The organism is Candidatus Arsenophonus lipoptenae (assembly GCF_001534665.1).
Taxonomy (GTDB): Bacteria; Pseudomonadota; Gammaproteobacteria; order Enterobacterales; family Enterobacteriaceae; genus Arsenophonus; species Arsenophonus lipoptenae.
On the sequence record NZ_CP013920.1, the window covers coordinates 325956 to 349810 of the forward strand.

Genomic DNA, 23855 nt, shown 5'->3' on the forward strand with positions numbered 1-23855 from the left:
TATGCAAACTATTCTAACTAAAAAACAGGCAATCGCTCATGCTTTTGGAAGGGCAGCTAAAAATTATGATAATATTGCTCTATTTCAACAACAAAGTGGGCAGTATTTGTTTAATTGTTTATCTTCAATACCAAGTAATATTATTTTAGATGTTGGATGTGGCACTGGTTATTTTAGTGATCAATGGAGATTAACAGGAAAACAAGTAATTGCTCTTGATTTATCTGCTGCAATGTTAGCAATTGCACAACAAAAAAAAGTTGCTAAAATTTATATACAGGCTGATATGGAATATTTACCAATAGCTGATGAAAGTATTGATCTATGTTTTAGTCATCTTGCTATACAATGGTGTAGTAATTTATACACTCCATTAAGTGAGTTATATCGTATCACCAAAAAAGGAGGTGTTATTGGTTTTTCTACTTTAATTGATGGTTCATTAAAAGAATTACAACAGTGTTGGAAAAAAATTGATAATAATAAGCATATTAATTCCTTTATGACTTTTCAACAAATTAAGCAAACCTGTCATAGTTGGAAATATAGTTTAAAAAAACAATCATGGCTTTTAACATATCCATCATTCATTTGTTTATTAAGATCTATAAAAGGTGTTGGTGCTACTTATTTAATAAATGGACGTCAACAACAAGGTTTAATGACAAAAAATCAACTAGAAAAATTAATTGATTACTATCCTCATAGTAATAAACAATTTCCATTAACTTATAATTTAGTATACGGAATGCTATATCGTGAATAAATGTTTTTTTATAACTGGAACTGATACTAATGTAGGTAAAACCATAGTCAGCTGTGCAATACTACAAGCAGCCAATGCATATGGTTACAAAACAGCAGGGTACAAACCAGTAGCTTCAGGTAGTGAACAATTAAATATAGAATTAAGAAATTTAGATGCACAATTATTAAAAAAAAATAGCAGTGTAAAACTGAATTATAATGATGTTAATCCAATAGTTTTTACTCAAGCAACATCACCACACATTGCTAGTGAACTAACAGGAAAAATTATTAATTGGTCACTGATGTGTGATGGGTTGCATAAATTAAAAAAATTAGCTGATTTAATTATTATTGAAGGTATTGGTGGATGGTATACAATACTATATAGTAGCTATACTATGGCTGATTGGGTTATAAAACATCAATTACCAATAATATTAACAATTGGCATTAAACTAGGTTGTATTAACCACGCAATTTTAACAACTAAAGCAATAATTAGAAGTGGTTTAACATTAGCTGGATGGATAGCTAATGAAGTTATTTTACCAAATCAATACCAACAAAATTACTTAAAAACATTATATCAGCAAATACCAGCCCCATGTTTAGGAATTATTCCTCATTTACCACATTGGAAAACTAATTTTATTGGCAATTTTATCAAATTAGATAAAATAATAATATAAATATTATATAATTAATATATATTAAAATTATTATATAAATAATTAAATATTACAAAGAGTATTTTTGATAAAAATCTTAGATTTAGATAAAAAAGGATATTTAAGCCTAAAATAATTATTAATTAAAACTATTTCCTATAATGAAATCATTAATTACATTTAAAAAATAAAAATAATTAAAAACAAACAATTAAATATTATTTAATCAAAGAAATTTAATTTATCTTCGTGATTTAAAAAATATATTTTATAAAAAAGATCACAATATAAAAATATTACATTGAAATATAATATATTAATACTATTTATCAAAAAATGATAAAATCATAAATAAAGTAATAAAAAATAAAAATTTAGATATTAAAAAACAAAAATATATAATTTTGCATTAAATCTTGTATTTAAACTAATGATTGACTTACGAGATAAAAATCTAATAATTATAAAAAATTTTATTTATTAAATAATATATCATGAAATATTTATAATATTCGTATATTACATAAAAAGAAGCAGATAAAATACCTTAATAATAATTAAAGATTCTCATAAAAATAATATATAATTATGGAAATTTTTGCTTTTTAATGTAAAAACAACAAGTATATATAAGATAATAATCTCTATTTACTTAAACTTTAATTATATTAATCAAAATAGTAAAATTTTTATAAAATACGCTATTTAATTATAAATAATTAACAATAATTATCCAAATAATTTAAATAAATATTTTATCTCTTAATACTCTGTCTGCTAATTCTTATTTAAAATAATAAATGCTTATTATTAAATATCTGAAAAATCAATTTTAATTAATATATAAATTTTATTATGATATATTATACTTTACTAAGTAAACAAAATTAACAAAAGACTCAAAATAAATCTAAATAAATTAAGCGTCAAATTCATCTAAAATAAAAAATTAATTCAATTAATTTTTTATTTTATCAGTCTTTATTTGTATTTTTAATGTTGAACCAATAGAAGCGGCAATAATGCAAAATAATGCAAACCATTGAGTTAGTGTTAACTGTTCATTTAAAAATATCATACCTATAAAAGCTCCTATAGTAGGTTCTAAACTCATTAATGTACCAAATCTTTTTGCTGGCATACGTGTTAAAGCAAACATTTCAAGTGTATAAGGAAAAGCAGTAGATAAGATAGCTACTGCAAATGCAATTGGCAAAATTGATAAATCAAATAATGGTTTTATACCAACTGTATATAAGCCAATTGGAAAAAAAATTAATGTAGAAACAAAAGAACCTAAAGGTACTGTTGCTGTACCGTATCCAGAACCAGCTAACTTACCGAATACAATATACATGCCCCAACAAACACCGGCAAATATAGCATAAATAATGCCTATAAAATCTAAATTATTCATACTATTGCCAATAGATAACAAAAAAAATAGTCCAATGATAACCATCATTATCCAAATAAAATCTATAATTTTGCGAGATGCAAATATTGCTACTGATAAAGGCCCAGTAAACTCTAATGCAACAGCAATTCCCAATGGAATTCTTTCTAAGGATAGATAAAATAGTGAATTCATTGAACCTAAAGAAATACCATATAAAAGTAAATGTTTTAATGATTTACTACGTAATTGACTGTGTAGTTTTTTTCGCCAAGGCTTAAAAATTATAAAAAGAATAATTGTAGCTAAAAATAATCTTAAAGCAGTAACACCAAATGCACCTATAATTGGAAATAAATGCTTTGCTAATGAAGCACCACTCTGTATTGATAGCATTGCAAGGATCAATAATAATATTGGTAATAACGTTTTATATTTTTGATTTAAAATACATGACATCCAAATATAACCTAAATAAATATTAAACTGAGAAAATGTTAGTTAATCAATAACTAACAATATTCATTAAATAGCATTTAAACTTTATTATATAAAGAATATAAAAACAAATATTATTGTAATATTTATTACAATTCAAAAAATAAAAAATAGTAATTTTAACTACTTATAATAAACTATAACATGAATATTAAAATTCACAATACTAATTTATACTAATCAATGGATTATTATGAGTTATTAGTTACATTTTAATTAATAAGAAATAAATTATAAAGTTAAAGTCTAGTAATTATTACTTTTAATATAAAAATATTACAAAACATAATTTTTATATACTGATTTAACAAAAATTATTATTAAAACTTATAATCAAATTTAACAAAAATAATTTATTTAAAATTAATAAATTTTTTTTATTTTATTCAAATTATTTAAACAAAAAATATATTAATTATTTAATAAATAATAACTATTTTAGTTTCTTAATTTTAGTTTCTTAATTATTTTTTATATTTTAAAACATAATTATTAAAAACTAATTAAAAGTTTGATTTATGATTAAAAATCATAAATTTAATGTACTAAAGGTTTTTAATAATATTAATGACATTAATTTAAACTAAATTAATATTTTATATATATTTTATAATATATATTATAAATAGTTTTTAACTAAAATATAATATATATTAATTATAATAATTAATATATTAAAATAAATCGATATTAACTTTAATTATGTAAATTATAAAAATAAATTATTAAATAAATGATACTTTTCATATTATTGAATATTTAAAATAGATAAAAATATAAATATTTTATTACTTTAATAATATTAAATTAATTAATAATTAATTAAAAATAAATAATATTAACTATAAAATATAATTAAATACAAAAATATTTAATAAAATGATAACAAATTTAAAATTGAATATTATTTTTATAATTATTTAGTTTATGGTAAAATTAATTTTAATCATCAATAATATTTTATTTAAAAAATATTGAAAATCAAATAACTGTAAAACATATGGATATATTAATAATGTTTTTAATGATAGATAATTATGATTCATTCACTTACAATATTTATCAATATCTATGTGAATTAGGAGCTGATGTAATTATTAAACGTAACGATGCAATAAGTATTATAGAAATCAAAAAATTGTCACCATCACATTTAATTATATCGCCAGGTCCTGGTACTCCTAACCAGGCTGGTATTTCATTAAGTGTAATTTCATATTTTGCTGGAAAAATTCCTATTTTAGGTATTTGTTTGGGACATCAAATAATTGCTCAAGCTTTCGGTGCTTCTATTATTAGAGCAAAAAAAATAATGCATGGCAAGGTATCAACAGTTTACCATAATAAGCAAGGCATTTTTCAAAAAATAAATCATCCATTAAATGTTACTCGTTACCATTCTTTAATCGTAGAAGAAAAAACATTACCTAAAATTTTTGAAATTACTGCCTGGACATCAAACAATGGAAATATTGATGAAATTATGGGTATCAAACATAAAACACTAGCTATTGAAGGGGTTCAATTTCATCCAGAAAGTATTTTAAGTGAACAAGGGCATAAGCTACTAAATACATTTATTATGTATTAATACACGTAATATTATTATTTTAATTTAAAAATATATTTTATCACATTGTAATAAAACTTTAACAAAATTTAATGATTACTATTTAAACTTTTTAACGCGTTCCATAAATAACAATAGTTTTACCATGAGCAGAAATAATATTTTGATCTTCTAGCATTTTTAAGATACGTCCAACTGTTTCTCTAGAACAACCAACTATTTGCCCTATTTCTTGACGAGTGATTTTTATTTGCATTCCATCTGGATGTGTCATAGCATCAGGTTGTTTTGCTAAATTTAATAATGTTTGTGCAATACGGCCTGTAACATCCAAAAAAGCTAAATTAGCAACTTTTTCAGAAGTTATTTGTAATCGGTTAGCTATTTGTGCTGATAAGCGTATTAAAATTTCCGGATTTATCTGTATTAACTGACGAAATTTTTTATAAGAAATTTCAGCTATCTCACAAGTATTTTTGGCTCTAACCCAAGCAGTGCGTTGTTGTGCTTCATTAAATAATCCTAGTTCACCAATAAAATCTCCTTGATTTAAATAAGATAAAATAATTTCTTTTCCATCTTTACCTTTCATCAAAACAGAAACAGAGCCTTTTAAAATATAATAAAGTGTTTCTGCTTTTTTACCTTGATGAATAAAAGTGCTTTTAGATAGATATCTATGAACATGACAATATGATAAAAACCATTCTAGAGTAGTGTCTGTTTGTGGTTTACCGAAAATCATGCGCTTAATCCTATATATTATTACTACAAGAATCTAAAACATAAAATATAAATTTTTGTAATCATTGTTTATATATAAATCAAAATTTTAATTAATAGAAAGCATATAACATTTTATAAATATCATAGTTATGATAATTAATATTATTTTATGGTATACAAAAAGATCATTTTTAATATCTAATTTCATAGAGATATAATTACTATATGTAATAAATATTATAGTTTTAATAAACTGATTATTAATCATATCTTAAATAAAGATTATCTTAATAATTTTTTTATTAAACGATAAAATTCATACAAACATATAATTTTTAATTATATGTTTGTATGAAAATAATATCATATATAAATGCTCATTATTAAATAATTTGTAATATAAATATATTTACTAGTGAACATATTTACTATATAAATTACATTACTATAATTTTGTTAATTTAATCTTTATTATTAAATTTAACATTTAGTAATTCTGCTAAATTAGCTGTTGCTTCATCAACACTTATTGTTGATGAAGTAATATGTGTATTTTCCATATGCCGCCTACGTATCCGTTCTTGGTGATATGCATATCCTGTACCTGCAGGAATTAAACGACCAACAATAACGTTTTCTTTTAATCCTCGAAGCTCATCATGTTTTCCAGCAACTGCCGATTCAGTAAGAACTCTAGTTGTTTCTTGGAATGAAGCTGCTGAAATAAAGGATTCAGTAGCTAAAGACGCTTTAGTAATGCCAAGTAAATCACGCCTAAAAGAAGCAGGAACTTTTCCTTCATTTTTTAATTTACGATTTTCCACTTTAACACGAGCATACTCTACTTGTTCACCTTCTAAGAATTCGGAATTACCAGAATTAACAATTGTCGCTTTACGTAACATTTGACGTACAATAACTTCAATATGTTTATCATTAATTTTAACGCCTTGTAAACGATATACTTCTTGAACTTCATTAGTAATATAACTAGCTACAGCATGTGTACCACGCAACCGTAAAATATCGTGAGATGATTCAGGACCATCGGAAATTACATCACCTCGTTCAACTAATTCACCTTCAAATACATTAAGATGACGCCATTTAGGAATCATTTCTTCATATGTTTCATCTTTATCGATCGGTGTAATAACTAATCGACGTTTTCCTTTTGTTTCTTTGCCAAATGAAATAATACCACTAATTTCAGCTAAAATAGCTGGGTCCTTAGGTTTACGTGCTTCAAATAAATCAGCAACTCTAGGTAAACCACCTGTAATATCCTTAGTTCCACCAGATTCTTGAGGAATACGAGCTAAAGTATCACCAATATTAATTTCTACACCATCATCTAAATGAACAATAGCTTTTCCTGGTAAAAAATATTGTGCTGGCATATCCGTGCCAGGAATTAATACATCTTTTCCATTAAAATCAATAATTTTTAATGCAGGACGTAAATCTTTACTACTAGCAGTTCTCTCAGCTGTATCCAAAACAACAATTGATGATACACCTGTTAGTTCATCAGTTTGGCGTATAATAGACTGACCGTCTTCCATATCAGAAAACTTAATAATACCAATAACCTCACTGATTACTGGCATAGTATGTGGATCCCAATGAGCAACAATTTCACCACCATTCACATTATCACCATCACCTTTATTAAGGTGGGCTCCATAAGGGACCTTATAACTTTCTTTTATTCTGCCAAAATTATCTATTACTCTTAATTCTGTATGACGAGAAGTAATAACTAGTTGATTATTAGAATTTTTTACAAATTTAGCATTAAATAGTTTGATATTACCTTTATTACGTACTTGAATACTAGATTCTGCAGCGGCACGTGATGCTGCTCCACCAATATGGAATGTACGCATTGTTAACTGTGTTCCTGGCTCACCTATTGATTGAGCAGCAATAACACCAATGGCTTCACCTTTGTTGATAATATGCCCTCGAGCTAAATCACGTCCATAACATTTCGCGCAAACACCAAAATCTGTTTCACAACTTACAACAGAACGTACTTTGATATTATCAATGGAATATGCTTCTAATTTATCACAACATTGTTCACTTAACAATGTATTACGTGGAATTAAAACATCCAATGTATTTGATATTAATATATCTTCTGCTGTTACTCTACCTAAAACACGTTCACGTAATGGTTCTTTTACATCACCACCTTCAATAACTGGTGTCATTAAAATTCCATCATGAGTACCACAATCATCTTCAGTAACTACCAAATCTTGTGCAACATCAACTAAACGTCTAGTCAAATAACCAGAATTAGCTGTTTTCAAAGCAGTATCTGCTAAACCTTTTCTTGCGCCATGCGTTGAAATGAAATATTGTAATACGTTTAAACCTTCACGGAAGTTAGCTGTAATTGGCGTTTCAATAATAGAACCATCTGGTTTAGCCATTAAACCTCTCATACCTGCTAATTGTCTAATTTGTGCAGCAGATCCTCTAGCACCAGAATCAGCCATCATAAAAATACTATTAAATGAAACTTGTTGTTCTTTTTGACCATTACTATTAATAACAGTTTCAGTTGATAAATTTTCCATCATGGCTGTTGCAACACGCTCATTAGCAGCAGCCCAAATATCAATAACCTTATTATAACGTTCACCAGCAGTAACTAAACCAGATTGAAATTGTTCCTGAATCTCAGCGACTTCATATTCAGCTTCTTCAATAATATTAATTTTTTTTTGAGGTATTACCATATCATCAATACCAACAGAAGCGCCAGAACGAGCAGCATAAGCAAAACCTGCATACATAATCTGATCAGCAAAAATAACAGTTGGTTTTAATCCTAAAACACGATAGCAAGTATTCAGCATTCTGGAAATCTCTTTTTTGCCTAAATATTGATTTACTAAAGAATATGGAAGTCCATTAGGTACAATCATCCATAAAATAGCTCTACCAATTGTAGTATCAACTAACCTAATATTAATTTTAATATTATTATTGATATCTCGTATTTCTTCTTTGATACGTACTTTCACTCTAGCATGTAATGCTGCTAAACCTAAGCGATAAACTATCTCTGCTTCTTTTGGACCAGATAACACCATGCCCTCACCTTTAGCATTTACACAATCACGAGTCATATAATATAAACCAAGTACCACATCTTGAGATGGCACGATGATTGGATCACCACTAGCTGGAGACAAAATATTATTTGTCGACATCATTAAAGCACGTGCTTCTAATTGAGCTTCTAAAGTCAATGGAACATGGACAGCCATTTGATCACCATCAAAGTCAGCATTATAAGCAGCACATACTAAAGGATGTAACTGAATAGCCTTACCTTCAATTAAAATAGGTTCAAATGCTTGAATTCCAAGACGGTGCAATGTTGGTGCCCGATTTAACATTACTGGATGTTCTCGGATAACTTCATCTAAAATATCCCAAACCACCGCTTCTTCCCGTTCAACCATTCTCTTAGCTGCTTTAATAGTGGCAGCTAAACCATGTAATTCTAATTTACCATAAATAAAAGGTTTAAATAATTCTAACGCCATTCTTTTAGGTAATCCACATTGGTGCAACCGAAGATATGGGCCAACTGTGATAACAGAACGACCTGAATAATCAACACGTTTACCTAGTAAATTTTGTCTAAAACGACCCTGCTTACCTTTAATCATATCAGCTAAAGATTTCAAGGGGCGTTTATTAGATCCTGTAATAGCGCGTCCTCGTCTTCCATTATCTAATAATGCATCAACAGACTCCTGAAGCATACGTTTTTCATTACGTACAATAATATCTGGTGCAGCTAAATCTAATAAACGTTTTAAACGATTATTACGATTTATAACCCGTCTATATAAATCATTTAAATCAGAAGTAGCAAAGCGACCACCATCTAAAGGTACAAGTGGACGTAAATCAGGTGGCAAAACCGGTAATACATTTAAAATCATCCATTCAGGTTTATTGCCAGAATGCATAAATGATTCTAATAGTTTAATACGTTTAGTTAATTTATTACGTTTAGTTTCAGAATGAACGATACTTAATTCTTCATGTAAAATTTCACATTCTTTTTCTAAATTAAAAGTTTTTAGTAAAGATTGAATTGCTTCAGCTCCCATTTTTGCTTCAAATTCATCACCAAACTCTTCTAAAGCATCAAGATATTGCTCTTCAGTTAAAATATGTCCACGTTCTAAACTAGTCATACCACCTTCAATAACAACATAAGATTCAAAATAGAGAACTCTCTCAATATCACGTAGTGGCATATCAAGTAATAAACCAATCCGTGAAGGTAATGATTTTAAAAACCAAATATGTGCTATAGGTGAAGCTAACTCAATATGACCCATACGATCACGACGTACTTTAGCTTGGGTAACCTCAACACCACATTTCTCACAGATTACACCTCTGTGTTTTAATCTTTTATATTTACCACATAAACATTCATAATCTTTAACTGGACCAAAAATACGTGCACAAAAAAGCCCATCACGTTCTGGCTTAAACGTTCGATAATTAATAGTCTCTGGTTTTTTGACCTCACCAAATGACCAAGAACGAATCATATCTGGTGAAGCTAAAGAAATCTTAATGCCATTAAATTCTTCGTTTTTAGTCTGTATTTTTAGAAATTTTAATAAATCTTTCATGGAATAGCTCCTGTCGGAGTTAAAATTGTTAAAAAGTGATTAAAAATCACTTTTTAACAACCCAAAATAACATTTATAGTATCAAATTAATTTATAGTATAAAATGAAAAATTAAAATTTAAATATTACTTTATTACTCATCTTCAAGTTCTATATTAATACCTAATGAACGAATTTCTTTTAATAATACATTAAAAGATTCTGGTATAGCTGGTTCCATTTGATGATTTCCATCCACAATATTTTTATACATTTTAGTACGTCCATTAACATCATCAGATTTAACTGTAAGCATTTCCTGTAAAGTATAAGCAGCACCATATGCTTCTAAAGCCCACACTTCCATTTCACCAAACCGCTGCCCACCAAACTGAGCCTTACCACCTAATGGTTGTTGAGTAACAAGACTATAAGAACCCGTTGAACGTGCATGCATTTTATCATCAACTAAATGATTTAGTTTTAACATATACATATAACCAACTGTTACTGGCCTTTCAAACTTCTCACCAGTACGCCCATCATATAAAGTAATCTGACCAGAAGTAGGTAATCCAGCTAAAGTTAATAACTCTTTTATTTCATTTTCTTTTGCACCATCAAATACTGGTGTAGCAATTGGCATACCTTTTTTTAAATTATGTGCTAATCTTAATACTTCTTTATCAGAAAAGGCATTAAGATCAAATACTTGTCTAGTATCATCTCCTAAATCATAAGCTTTTTGAATAAATTCTCTTAATTTAAATATCTCACAATGTTGTTTCAACATCGTATTAATTTTATCACCAATACCTTTAGCTGCCATACCTAAATGAGTTTCTAAAATCTGACCAATATTCATTCTTGATGGGACACCAAGTGGGTTTAATACAATATCAATTGGATTACCCTTATCATCATAAGGCATATCTTCAATAGGATTAATTTTTGAAATAACACCTTTATTACCATGTCGGCCAGCCATCTTATCACCTGGCTGAATCTGACGTTTTACTGCCAAATAAACCTTAATAATCTTTAATACTCCTGGAGATAAATCATCCCCTTGGGTAATCTTGCGACGTTTATCTTCTAATTTTTTTTCAAATTTACTTTTAAGTTCTTCATACTGTTTAGTCAATTGCTTTAATTTATTTTGTTGTTCTTTATTAGATAGTGATAATTCTAACCACTGTTCACGTCGTAATTCATTTAACCTATCTTCTTTAATACCACTATTAATTAATAGTGTTTTAATTCTAGTAAATAAACCAGTTTCAAAAATACGTAATTCTTCAGTTAAATCTTTTTTTACATCACGCAATTGTATTTCTTCAATTTCTAATGCACGTTTATCTTTTTTTACACCATCACGAGTAAATATTTGAACATCAATAACTGTCCCTGAGACTCCATTTGGCACTCTCAAAGAGGAATCTTTAACATCCGAAGCTTTTTCACCAAAAATTGCACGTAATAATTTTTCCTCTGGTGTTAACTGTGTTTCACCTTTAGGAGTGACCTTACCAACTAAAATATCATCGCCAGTTACTTCAGCTCCTATATAAACAATACCAGATTCATCTAATTTAGATAACGCAGCTTCTCCTATATTAGGGATATCTGCAGTAATTTCTTCTGGACCTAACTTAGTATCACGAGATATACAAGCTAATTCCTGAATATGAATAGTAGTAAATCGATCTTCTTGTACAACTCTTTCAGATACTAAAATAGAATCTTCAAAGTTATAACCATTCCATGGCATGAATGCTACACGCATGTTCTGACCAAGTGCTAATTCACCAAGATCTGTGGATGGGCCATCAGCTAAAACATCGCTACGCTCAATTAATTCACCTAATGAAACACATGGTATCTGATTAATACAAGTATTTTGATTAGAACGTGTATACTTTGTAAGATTATATATATCAATACCAGCCTCCCCAGCATACATCTCATCTTCATTAACTTTAATTACGATACGTGAAGCATCTACATACTGAACAATTCCACCACGTTTAGCTATCACTGTTACTCCAGAATCAATAGCAACAGCACGTTCCATACCAGTTCCAACAAGTGGTTTATCTGTACATAACGTAGGTACTGCTTGACGTTGCATATTTGCACCCATTAATGCACGATTAGCATCATCATGCTCAAGAAATGGAATTAATGAAGCTCCAACAGAAACTACTTGTTGTGTTGAAACGTCCATATATTCTACCTGATCTTGTCTAAATAAACTTGCTTCACCTTTATTACGACACGTAATTAGTTCTTCAACAAAACTACCATTATCATCTAGAACAGTATTACCCTGGGCAATAATATAATTACCTTCTTCAATTGCTGATAAATAATGAATTTCATCAGTTACAATGCCTTGTTTTACTAAACGATAAGGTGTCTCTAAAAAGCCATATTCATTTGTTTGCGCATAAACTGATAACGAGTTAATCAAACCTATATTAGGCCCTTCAGGAGTTTCAATTGGACATACTCGCCCATAATGAGTTGGATGTACATCACGAACTTCAAAACCAGCTCGTTCACGTGTTAATCCACCTGGACCTAATGCTGAAATACGACGTTTATGTGTAATTTCAGAAAGTGGATTATTTTGATCCATAAACTGCGATAATTGACTAGAACTAAAAAATTCTTTAACTGCTGCAGAAATTGGCTTAGCATTGATCATATCTTGCGGCATTAATGAATCTAAATCACCTAATGATAATCGTTCCTTCACAGCACGCTCAACTCTAACTAAACCAATGCGAAATTGATTTTCAGCCATTTCACCTACTGAACGAATACGACGATTTCCTAAATGATCAATATCATCAACTTCACCTTTACCATCACGAATATTAATGAGTTTTTTCATAACATCAATAATATCTTCTTTACTTAAAATACTAGCCCCATCAATTGATGTTCGATCTAATGATCGATTAAATTTCATACGTCCTACAGCCGAAAGATCATAACGTTCTTCAGAAAAAAACAAATTTTCAAATAAATTTTCTGCTGATTCAAGTGTAGGTGGTTCACCTGGACGCATCATACGATAAATTTCAATTAACGCACTCAATCTATCTTTAGTAGGATCAATACGTAAAGTTTCTGAAATATATGATCCATGATCTAAGTCATTAGTAAATAAAGTCTCAATTATATTGTAACCACATTGTCTTAGAAGTACTAAAATATCTAAAGACAACTCTGTATTAGCTGTACAAATAACTTCACTAGTACTTTTGTCAATATAATCTTTTGCGATCACCTTGCCTACGATATATTCAATAGGAACTTCAATATTAGTAATATTATCTTGTTTTAACTGATTAATATGACGAGCTGTAATACGCCTACCTTTTTCAATATATATTTTACCTTTAGCTTCAATACTAAATGAAGCTGTTTCACCACGTAACCGTTCAGGTATTAACGTCATTAATAACCTATTGTCATTAATTTGAAAAATTGTTTTCTCAAAAAACATAGCAAGAATTTCTTCAGTATCATAATCCATAGCACGTAAAATCATAGTAGCTGGTAATTTACGTCTACGATCAATACGAACAAAAAGATTATTTTTAGAATCAAATTCAAAATCTAACCATGAACCACGATAGGGTATAATACGTGCGTTATATAAGACCTTACCTGAAGAATGAGTTTTACCCTTATCACTATCAAAAAATACACCAGGACTACGGTGTAATTGAGAAACAATAACACGCTCTGTACCATTAATAATAAAAGTACCATTACCTGTCATAAGTGGAATTTCACCCATATAAACTTCTTGCTCTTTTACATTCTTTACTACATTATCTATAAATTCACGATCATAAATCACAAGACGTAATTTAACGCGTAAAGGAGCAGAATAAGTAATACCACGAATTTGACATTCTTTGACATCAAATACAGGTTCACCAAGATGATAACTAATATATTGTAGTTCAGCATTACCGCTATAACTTTGAATTGGGAACACGGAACGGAATGCTGCTTCCAAACCATTCAATCCTTCTAAATCTTGTTCTATAAATTTAGCAAATGAATCAAGTTGTATAGATAATAAATAAGGAATATCTAAGACTTGCGGACGTTTGCCAAAATCCTTACGAATACGTTTTTTTTCGGTATAGGAGTAAACCATATTGGTTCCTCAACTTACTGATCAGTGGCCTAACTTTTCTGTCCTAAAGGACAGAATCTGAAATTCTATTTTAAAAATAGAAAATAAATTAATTTATAAAACATTTAATTGCTATTTTATTTTCTGAAATAAATGCAATGGATTTATTAACTATCAACTTTGGTCATTATAATTACAAATATAGTTTATTAAATCATTAATAAAAATAAAAAGCATAAAATATTATATAAGAATAGCTCAGTAATTAAACAATGTAAAATATTACTAATACTTAAACTAACAATATATATACACTTTATATTACAATACAAAAAAGCTGGTGACTAAAAATCACCAGCTGTCAGCCTATAATTAGTAATTAGACTGCCAAGTCAAAGTAAAACTCATTTAACTTTAACAGAAGCGCCAGCTTCTTCTAGCAATTTCTTAACAATTTCAGCATCTTCTTTGCTTATTGCTTCTTTAATTGTTACAGGTGCAGAATCAACCATATCTTTAGATTCTTTTAATCCTAAACCAGTAGCTTTACGAACTGCTTTAATAACGGCAACTTTGTTAACACCAATATCAGATAAAATAATATCAAATTCAGTTTTTTCTTCAGATTCTTCAACTTCACTAGATATACCATGTGAAGCAACTTCAACTATTGAAGAAACACCAAACTTATCTTCCATCAAGCTGATTAATTTAACAACTTCCATAACAGACATCTTTGCTATAGCATCAAGAATTTGTTCTTTAGTTAAAGACATAACAAGAGTTCCTAAATTTTAGAAATATTTTTACATTTAAAAACAATGACTGAAATAGACTTAAGATACCTTTTTTTGATCACGTAGTCTTAACATAATGCGCATCAATCTACCTATAGAAACTTCTTTCATAACTGACATAAGACGAATAATCGCTTCCTCATAAGTTGGAATAACTGCTAAATTATCAATTTCTTTAGCTGTAATCAACTTACCTTCAAAAGATCCGGCTTTAATTTTGAATGATGGATTATATTTATTAAATTCTTTTAATAAACGTGCAGCGGAACCTGGATGTACTTTAGAACAAGCAATCAAAGTTGGACCAATGAACACATTTTTAAGACATTCAAAATTTGTACCTTCAACAACACGTCTAACTAGTGTATTACGGATAATACGAACATAAACACCAGATTCATGACATGATTTACGTAACTTAGTCATTCTCTCTACAGAAACTCCACGAAAATCTGCTACAACTACAGACAAAGCATCTTTGATTACATCATTGACTTCAGTAACAATGGTTTTTTTTTCTTGAAGATTTAGTGACATTGGCTTTCACTCCTGGACTTATTTGGTTATTCCTGGAATTATATCACTTTAAATATCCACAAACTGTATATAATTTAAAATTAATATTTATAATATCTAGTTTGTAATATAAAAAATATTAATTATATCTATTATTTATAATAATATACCAATACTAGTAGTAATTAATCTAAATTTATATTTTCTTTTATCAAACTAGTGATTACTTTTAGTCTATTTTATATAAAATTTTTATAAAGGTAAAGATAAAAATGATATTCAAAACTAAATTAACTTAATTAATCCTGTTTGACTAACACTAATACCTATACCCATAGTAGTAGATAAACTAATTTTCTTAAAATAAATACCTTTAGCAGAAGATGGTTTTGATTTCTTTAATGAAATTAAAAGTGATTTTAGATTTTCTTTTAATTTACCATCGTCAAAGTTAATTTTGCCAATAGTAACATGCACAATACCATTCTTATCATTACGATAACTAATTTGTCCTGATTTAATATTTTGTATAGCTTGCACAACATTTAATGTTAATGTACCATCTTTAAGATTAGGCATTAATCCCTTAGGACCTAAAACTTGACCCAACTGACTAATAATAGGCATGGCATCTGGAGATGCAATAACAACATCAAAGTTTATTTTACCAGATTTAATTTTATTAACTAAATCTTCAGTGCCAATATATTCAGCACCAGCATCTATTGCTGCTTTAAAATTTGTTTCTTGAGTAAATACAGCTATACGAATAGAACGACCTGTACCATATGGCAAAATAGTAACACCACGAATATTTTGATTAGATTTACGTGCATCAATACCAAGATTGACAGCAACATCAACACTTTCTACAAATTTAACAGTAGCTCTTTCTTTTAAAAGAGCAATTGCTTCATTTACATCATAATCTTTATTTATATCTATTTTTTCATAAATTTTTCGCATACGTCTAGTCAATTTAACCATTAATTAATGCTCCACTTCTAAACCCATAGAACGAGCAGTTCCTTCAATAGAACGCATCATTGATTCAATATCATATCCTGTCATATCTGCAGATTTAGTTTTCGCTATCTCACGAATTTGCATATAATTTACTGTGCCAACTTTATTTTTTGTTTTTCCAGAGCCTGATTTAATGCCTGCTGCTTTTTTAAGCAAGACAGAAGCTGGAGGAGTCTTTATTATAAATGTAAACGAACGATCTGAAAATATCGTAATTATAACTGGTATTGGTAATCCTTTTTCTAAATTATCTGTTTTTGCATTAAATAATTTACAAAATTCCATAATATTCACACCATGTTGACCTAATGCGGGGCCAACAGGAGGGCTAGGGTTAGCCATGCCTGCTGCAACTTGAAATTTAACATAACCTTGTATTTTTTTTTTAGTCATATATAACTTCCTCTAATTTATTAATTTTATTTTTAATTTTTTATGTTATTAATCATATAAGTAAGAATTTTTTATACCATAATTAAAAGTAAAAATACTATTTTACCATCATTTTATCATTTTATGATAAAAATAAAATTATTGATTTATTAATTATATTTTTCTACATTTTTTCTACTTGGCTAAAATCTAACTCTACTGGTGTTGCTCTACCAAAAATAGATACAGATACTTTTAGACGACTTTTTTCATAATCAACTTCTTCCACTACACCATTAAAATCTGCAAATGGGCCATCACTAACACGAATCATTTCTCCTGGTTCAAATAACGTTTTTGGACGAGGTTTATCACCAGCTTTTTGCAATCGATGCATAATGGTATCAGCTTCTTTATCACTAATTGGAGATGGACAATCAGGTGTGCCACCAATAAACCCCATAACACGAGGTACACTACGTACTAAATGCCAACTATCATTATCCATAGTCATTTGAATCAGAACATATCCAGGAAAGAATTTCCGCTCACTTTTACGACGCTGGCCACTTCTAATTTCCATGACTTCTTCAGTAGGTACCATAACTTCACCAAATTTATCTTGCATAGAATATAATTTAATATGTTCTCGTAATGATTCAGCAACTTTAGTTTCAAAGCCAGAAAATGATTGAATCACATACCAACGTTTTTTAGAAGTTACATACATATATCAAAACCTCAAGCTTGTAATAAATGAAATTAAACGTACTAATACTCCATCTAATCCCCAAAGAATGAGAGCCATTACAATAGTAACTATCGTAATAATTAATGTTGTCTGTAATGTTTCCTGACGTGTAGGCCAAATAACTTTACGTATTTCAACAAGAGCTTCACGAGAAAATTCTAACGTTGCCTTTCCTTTTGATGTATATAAAGCAATACCACCTGCAAGAAAAAGAATAAAAACAACTGATATAAAACGTAATGTAGAATTGTATTGCCTGAAATAATAGTTACCAACAATAGCAATAACTATAAGAACAGTTATTAATATCCATTTTGCTATATCAAAATTACGTCCTTTTTCTTTAGTATTACTATTAGCGTTCATAAATTAAACCTTTAAAATATTTTTATAAAATCTTTACAAGATTTTTAAGTTTTATATACTTTATATTATTATAATATACATATAATATATTATGAATCATAATCATTAATAATGATATAAAAATTAATATGTATAATATATTAAAAAATTATATAATAAAAAAACAACAAAACAATAGTATTGTTTTTAGTTTTTGGATTAAACCTATTTAATCTTTAGGTAAAGAACTAAAAGGGCATCATTTTTTAGGATGCCCTTTTAGTTCTTTACCTAAAGATTAAATAATTATTTTTGAAATAACCCCAGCACCTACTGTATGACCTCCTTCTCTTATTGCAAAACGTAATCCTTCATCCATTGCAATTGGCGCTATTAACGTTACTTTCATCTTAATATTATCACCTGGCATTACCATTTCTATACCTTCCGGTAATTCTATTGTACCAGTTACATCAGTAGTTCTAAAATAAAACTGAGGACGATAACCCTTAAAAAACGGTGTATGACGCCCACCCTCATCTTTATTTAAAATATAAACTTCTGATTCAAATTGAGTATGTGGATTAATTGAACCTGGTTTTGCCAAAACTTGTCCTCGCTCTACATCTTCACGCTTAGTACCTCGTAATAATACACCTATATTTTCACCAGCTCGACCTTCATCCAAAAGTTTACGAAACATCTCTACACCAGTACAAGTAGTCTTAGATGTTTCTTTAATTCCAACTATCTCAACTTCTTCACCAACTTTTATAATACCACGTTCAACTCTACCAGTTACAACAGTACCTCTACCTGATATAGAAAATACATCTTCAATTGGTAATAAAAAAGGTTTATCTATTGATCTTTTAGGTTCTGGAATATAATTATCTAATGCTTTAGCTAATTCAAAAATTTTTTCTTTCCATACTTTAGCACCTTCTAATGCTTTTAATGCTGAACCCTTAATTACTGGTGTATCATCTCCTGGAAAATCATACTGAGAAAGCAACTCGCGTACTTCCATTTCCACTAATTCTAATAATTCTTCATCATCAACCATATCGCATTTATTTAAAAAAACAATTATATAAGGAACTCCTACCTGACGACCTAATAATATATGTTCACGAGTTTGTGGCATTGGACCATCTGTTGCTGCAACAACTAAAATAGCGCCATCCATTTGTGCCGCCCCTGTAATCATATTTTTTACATAATCAGCATGACCTGGACAATCCACATGTGCATAATGACGAGTAGATGTATCATATTCTACATGAGAAGTAGAAATGGTAATACCACGAGCTTTTTCTTCAGGTGCATTATCAATTTGATCAAATGCACGAGCATTGCCACCATAGGCTTCCGCTAATACAGTAGTAATTGCTGCAGTTAAAGTTGTTTTACCATGATCAACATGACCAATTGTACCAACATTAATATGTGGTTTTTTACGTTCAAATTTTTCTTTAGACACAATTCTATTCCTTAAATAGAATTCTCTCAAATTAAAACTAAAAGAGAGAACTAGTTAAAATAGTTACACCTAAATCTCATTACTTAGATTTATGAGATTCAATAATTGCTTGAGCAACATTAATTGGAGCTTCATTATACTTAAAAAATTCCATGGAATAAGAAGCCCGACCTTGAGTTTGCGAACGCAAATTTGTAGCATAACCAAACATTTCCGATAATGGTAACTGTGCACGCACTATCTTACCAGTAGTTATATCTTCCATGCCTTCAATTATACCACGACGACGATTCAAATCACCAATAACATCACCCATATAATCTTCAGGAGTTTCAACCTCAACTTTCATAATTGGCTCTAATAAAATTGGATTTGCTTTCATAAAAGCTTCTTTGAAAGCTATAGAACCAGCAATTTTAAATGCTAGTTCAGAAGAATCAACATCATGATACGAACCATCATACAATACGACTTTAACATCAACAATAGGATAACCAGCTAAAACACCATTTTTAATTTGTTCTTGAATTCCTTTATCTACTGCAGGTATATATTCTTTAGGTATAGAACCACCAACTATTTTATTATGAAACTCATAACCAATTTCATGACCAATTTCTAAAGGTTCAATACGTATCCATACATGACCAAATTGCCCACGCCCACCAGATTGACGAATAAATTTACCTTCTTGTTCAACAATTTTACGAATGGTTTCACGATATGCTACTTGTGGTTTACCAATATTTGCTTCAACTTTAAATTCACGCCTCATACGATCAACTAAAATTTCTAAATGTAACTCACCCATACCAGAAACAATTGTCTGACCAGATTCCTCATCATTTGATACATGAAAAGATGGATCTTCTTGAGCTAATCTAGCTAATGCTATTCCCATTTTTTCTTGATCAACTTTAGTTTTAGGTTCAATAGCAATTGAAATTACCGGTTGAGGAAATTCCATACGCTCTAATATAATTGGAAAATTTATAGCACATAAAGTATCACCGGTAGTAACTTCTTTCAAACCAATAGCAGCAGCTATATCACCAGCTCTAACTTCCTTAATTTCTTCACGTTTATTTGCATGCATTTGAACAATACGACCAAATCTCTCTTTTCTATTTTTGGTTGAATTAAGAATAACATCTCCTGAATTAACTAAACCAGAATAAACTCTAAAAAAAGTTAAATTACCAACAAACGGATCTGTTGCAATTTTAAATGCTAAAGCTGAAAAAGGCTGATCATCACTTGCATTGCGTTCTAATAGCTTATTTTTATCATTAATTAACATTCCTTTAATTGCCGGAATATCATTAGGTGCAGGTAAATATTCAATAACAGCATCTAACATTGCTTGAACACCTTTATTTTTAAAAGCTGAACCACATGTAACTAAAATAATTTCATTGTTTATTACACGCTTACGCAATGCTTTTTTAAGTTCATATTCAAGTAATTTTTCTCCAGAAAAATACTTCTCTAATAACTCATCTGATGCCTCTGCTGCAGCTTCGATTAATTTAGTTCTTGATTGTTCAGCTTCACTTTTCATATGTTTAGGAATATCACTATAAACAAAAGTGACTCCTTGATCACTATCATCCCATTGAATTGCTTTCATTTTAATTAAATCAATAACACCAGTAAATGAATCTTCACTACCGATAGGTAATTGGAGTAAAACAGGTATTGTTACTAAGCGTGTTTTGATTTGTTTAACAACATTTAAGAAATTTGCACCCATACGATCCATTTTATTAATGAATGCAATACATGGTACTTGATACTTTTTTGCCTGACGCCATACTGTTTCGGATTGAGGTTGAACACCACCAACTGCACAATAAATCATTACTGCACCATCAAGAATACGCATAGAACGTTCTACTTCAATAGTAAAATCAACATGTCCTGGTGTATCGATAATATTAATACGGTGTTCATCAAACTGGTTACCCATACCAGACCAAAAAGCGGTAGTAGCTGCTGAAGTTATTGTAATACCTCGTTCCTGCTCTTGTTCCATCCAATCCATAGTTGCTGCACCATCATGAACTTCACCAATTTTATGACTGACACCAGTATAAAATAAAATACGTTCTGTTGTAGTGGTCTTACCAGCATCAATATGGGCACTAATACCAATATTGCGATAATGTGTAATAGGAGTTTTACGAGCCATCTTGCCCTCTCTCATAATTCTTATTATACCTAATGTAAGAGAAAAAAACACACTATATTATTTTACTAATATATATTAATATAACTAATGCCAAATTTACCAACGATAATGTGCAAATGCTTTATTAGCTTCTGCAATACGATGTATATCCTCACGTTTTTTCACAGCAGTACCTTTGTTTTCAAATGCTTCATATAACTCAATAGCTAAACGCAAAGACATTGATTTATCACTACGCTTACGCGCAGATTCAACAATCCATCTCATTGCTAATGTATTACGACGAATAGATCTTACTTCAATAGGGACTTGATAAGTTGAACCACCAACACGACGTGATTTCACTTCAACTGCTGGACGAACATTATCTAGAGCTATTTCAAAAGCTTCTAAATGATCTTTACCAACCCGTTTAGCCAAAAATTCAAGTGCATTATATGCAATTTTTTCTGCAATAGATTTTTTACCATCTACCATTAAAATATTAATAAATTTGGCTAACAACTCTGATCCAAATTTAGGATCCGAGAGAATCTTACGTTGGCCAATTACGCGACGACGTGCCATGGATATACTCCATTTTTAATTTTATGAAATGAAACCAATATAACAATATAACAATATAATAAAAGTATTTAATACAATTATAAATTGTAACTATTATTTTTTGCTTGATAAAACCATAACAAATAAATACTTTTAAGACTTAGACATCTTTGTACCATATTTAGATCGACCTTGTTTTCGATCTTGTACACCAGAACAGTCTAATGCACCTCTAATTGTATGATATCTAACTCCAGGTAAATCTTTAACACGACCACCACGAATTAGAACTACTGAGTGCTCCTGTAAATTATGTCCCTCACCACCAATATAAGCAGATACTTCATAACCATTAGTTAAACGAACGCGGCATACTTTACGTAGTGCTGAATTAGGTTTTTTAGGGGTAGTAGTATATACACGAGTACATACCCCACGTTTTTGAGGACAAGATTCCAGTGCTGGGACCTTGCTTTTTATAATCTTTGAAATACGTGGTTTACGAACTAGTTGATTAATAGTGCCCATTTTTAATACACTCCTAGTTAGTTAACTAATAATATTTGTATATAAATACATAAATACAAATATAATTCTAACATTAATAATTTTTATTATGAATTAATAAAACATAAAGTAGAGACATGAAAATAGAGAATATATTCTGAAAGAATAGGGATAATTTATTATAAGAAAAAATAATATATTATTACCAAGAAAAATATTGTTGATGTTTTACTGTTAATTGTACAAAATCAATATAAGATATCTGACGGATATAAGACGACATGTATAACGTTAATCCTCTTGCATCTACATCATCTTCTAGAGCAAAAATATGAATTCCTTTATTTCTTAATTGTGTTACATACTTATTATCTTTATTTTTAGAATATATTTTATGTCCCATCAAAACACCATTTTGTAATAATAAAACCTCATCTTGTTTTGTTAATAAATTAATCAATGAACTAAAATCATTGTAATAAGGAGAAGCAGAAATAGCGCATAGCATATCATTTTCTATTTTTTTAGAAAGTTAAAATCACATCATATTCTGCTAAACTACGTCTAAGAACATTAGCAGAAATAACCGTTACTGGTAGGATAAAACAGCTATCAATAGAAAACCCTCTTATTTCTAAATCTTCCTGGCAAATATAACAAGTATTAATATCATATAATTCCAATAATTTATAAGTTACTATATAATCACGTGTCAATATTTTATTAGGATTTTGTTTTGTCAACAATTGACATACACCATCAGAAATAAAAAAAACACCAATATCTTTAGTTAAAGCAAAACTAGCAAGTAGTGCTTCTAGTCCTTCTTGGCTACTAGAAGTACCATGGGGTATTTTCATAAACACAAAAGCTATTTTTTTCATATATGA

At 29.1% G+C, this 23855-nt stretch carries 19 protein-coding genes; 3 read left to right on the plus strand and 16 right to left on the minus strand.

The window, feature by feature from the left end; genetic code table 11:
- Position 1 precedes the first annotated feature (1 nt).
- A complete protein-coding gene (bioC, locus tag AUT07_RS01370) occupies positions 2-766 on the plus strand; it encodes a malonyl-ACP O-methyltransferase BioC (protein ID WP_066283179.1) in 765 nt (254 codons plus the stop codon).
- Positions 759-1439: a dethiobiotin synthase gene (gene bioD / locus AUT07_RS01375; RefSeq protein ID WP_066283185.1), complete on the plus strand. Its 681-nt coding sequence runs from the start codon at positions 759-761 to the stop codon at positions 1437-1439. Before bioC ends, bioD begins: the two co-directional genes overlap by 8 nt.
- Positions 1440-2376: 937 nt before the next feature.
- Here bioD and rhtA read toward each other — a convergent pair.
- Entirely contained in the window at positions 2377-3273 is an 897-nt protein-coding gene (gene rhtA / locus AUT07_RS01380; RefSeq protein ID WP_066283188.1) for a threonine/homoserine exporter RhtA, read from the minus strand.
- A 1054-nt stretch (positions 3274-4327) separates the two neighbouring features.
- Between rhtA and AUT07_RS01385 the strand changes: the two genes are divergently transcribed.
- Complete coding sequence (locus AUT07_RS01385; RefSeq protein WP_066283192.1) at positions 4328-4903, plus strand: anthranilate synthase component II; 576 nt, start codon at positions 4328-4330, stop codon at positions 4901-4903.
- 91 nt (positions 4904-4994) lie between these two features.
- On the opposite strand, the gene crp is transcribed toward AUT07_RS01385, so the two are convergent.
- The 15 genes from crp to tusC all read right to left on the minus strand — a co-directional run bounded on the left by crp (position 4995) and on the right by tusC (position 23849).
- Positions 4995-5627, minus strand: a complete 633-nt coding sequence (crp, locus tag AUT07_RS01390) for a cAMP-activated global transcriptional regulator CRP (RefSeq protein WP_066283195.1) — start codon at positions 5625-5627, stop codon at positions 4995-4997.
- Positions 5628-6069: 442 nt separating this feature from the next.
- Entirely contained in the window at positions 6070-10290 is a 4221-nt protein-coding gene (gene rpoC, locus AUT07_RS01395) for a DNA-directed RNA polymerase subunit beta' (protein WP_066283200.1), read from the minus strand.
- 133 nt (positions 10291-10423) lie between these two features.
- Positions 10424-14452, minus strand: coding sequence for a DNA-directed RNA polymerase subunit beta (rpoB, locus tag AUT07_RS01400; RefSeq protein WP_066283202.1), 4029 nt, complete (start codon positions 14450-14452; stop codon positions 10424-10426).
- A gap of 383 nt (positions 14453-14835) precedes the next feature.
- The gene (rplL, locus tag AUT07_RS01405; RefSeq protein WP_066283203.1) at positions 14836-15207 is read right to left on the minus strand and encodes a 50S ribosomal protein L7/L12; all 372 of its coding nucleotides are present in this window, start codon (positions 15205-15207) and stop codon (positions 14836-14838) included.
- Between the two features lie 60 nt (positions 15208-15267).
- Positions 15268-15765: a 50S ribosomal protein L10 gene (gene rplJ, locus AUT07_RS01410; protein WP_066283210.1), complete on the minus strand. Its 498-nt coding sequence runs from the start codon at positions 15763-15765 to the stop codon at positions 15268-15270.
- A gap of 264 nt (positions 15766-16029) precedes the next feature.
- Positions 16030-16731 (minus strand): 50S ribosomal protein L1, encoded by a 702-nt coding sequence (rplA, locus tag AUT07_RS01415; protein WP_066283212.1) that lies wholly within the window; start codon positions 16729-16731, stop codon positions 16030-16032.
- A 3-nt stretch (positions 16732-16734) separates the two neighbouring features.
- Positions 16735-17163 carry a 50S ribosomal protein L11 gene (gene rplK / locus AUT07_RS01420; RefSeq protein ID WP_066283215.1) on the minus strand — a complete coding sequence of 143 codons (429 nt, stop codon included), beginning with the start codon at positions 17161-17163 and terminating at the stop codon, positions 16735-16737.
- A 163-nt stretch (positions 17164-17326) separates the two neighbouring features.
- Positions 17327-17872 carry a transcription termination/antitermination protein NusG gene (nusG, locus tag AUT07_RS01425; RefSeq protein ID WP_066283218.1) on the minus strand — a complete coding sequence of 182 codons (546 nt, stop codon included), beginning with the start codon at positions 17870-17872 and terminating at the stop codon, positions 17327-17329.
- Between the two features lie 3 nt (positions 17873-17875).
- Entirely contained in the window at positions 17876-18259 is a 384-nt protein-coding gene (gene secE / locus AUT07_RS01430; RefSeq protein ID WP_066283221.1) for a preprotein translocase subunit SecE, read from the minus strand.
- Between the two features lie 277 nt (positions 18260-18536).
- Positions 18537-19721 carry an elongation factor Tu gene (tuf, locus tag AUT07_RS01435; protein ID WP_066283224.1) on the minus strand — a complete coding sequence of 395 codons (1185 nt, stop codon included), beginning with the start codon at positions 19719-19721 and terminating at the stop codon, positions 18537-18539.
- A 79-nt stretch (positions 19722-19800) separates the two neighbouring features.
- On the minus strand, positions 19801-21912 hold the full coding sequence (gene fusA / locus AUT07_RS01440) for an elongation factor G (protein WP_066283227.1): 2112 nt from the start codon (positions 21910-21912) through the stop codon (positions 19801-19803).
- Positions 21913-22008: 96 nt separating this feature from the next.
- Positions 22009-22479 carry a 30S ribosomal protein S7 gene (gene rpsG / locus AUT07_RS01445; protein ID WP_066283228.1) on the minus strand — a complete coding sequence of 157 codons (471 nt, stop codon included), beginning with the start codon at positions 22477-22479 and terminating at the stop codon, positions 22009-22011.
- 132 nt (positions 22480-22611) lie between these two features.
- Complete coding sequence (gene rpsL / locus AUT07_RS01450) at positions 22612-22986, minus strand: 30S ribosomal protein S12 (RefSeq protein ID WP_066283229.1); 375 nt, start codon at positions 22984-22986, stop codon at positions 22612-22614.
- A gap of 181 nt (positions 22987-23167) precedes the next feature.
- A complete protein-coding gene (tusB, locus tag AUT07_RS01455; protein WP_066283232.1) occupies positions 23168-23473 on the minus strand; it encodes a sulfurtransferase complex subunit TusB in 306 nt (101 codons plus the stop codon).
- Between the two features lie 16 nt (positions 23474-23489).
- Positions 23490-23849 carry a sulfurtransferase complex subunit TusC gene (gene tusC, locus AUT07_RS01460; protein WP_066283234.1) on the minus strand — a complete coding sequence of 120 codons (360 nt, stop codon included), beginning with the start codon at positions 23847-23849 and terminating at the stop codon, positions 23490-23492.
- Between the last annotated feature and the right edge of the window lie 6 nt (positions 23850-23855).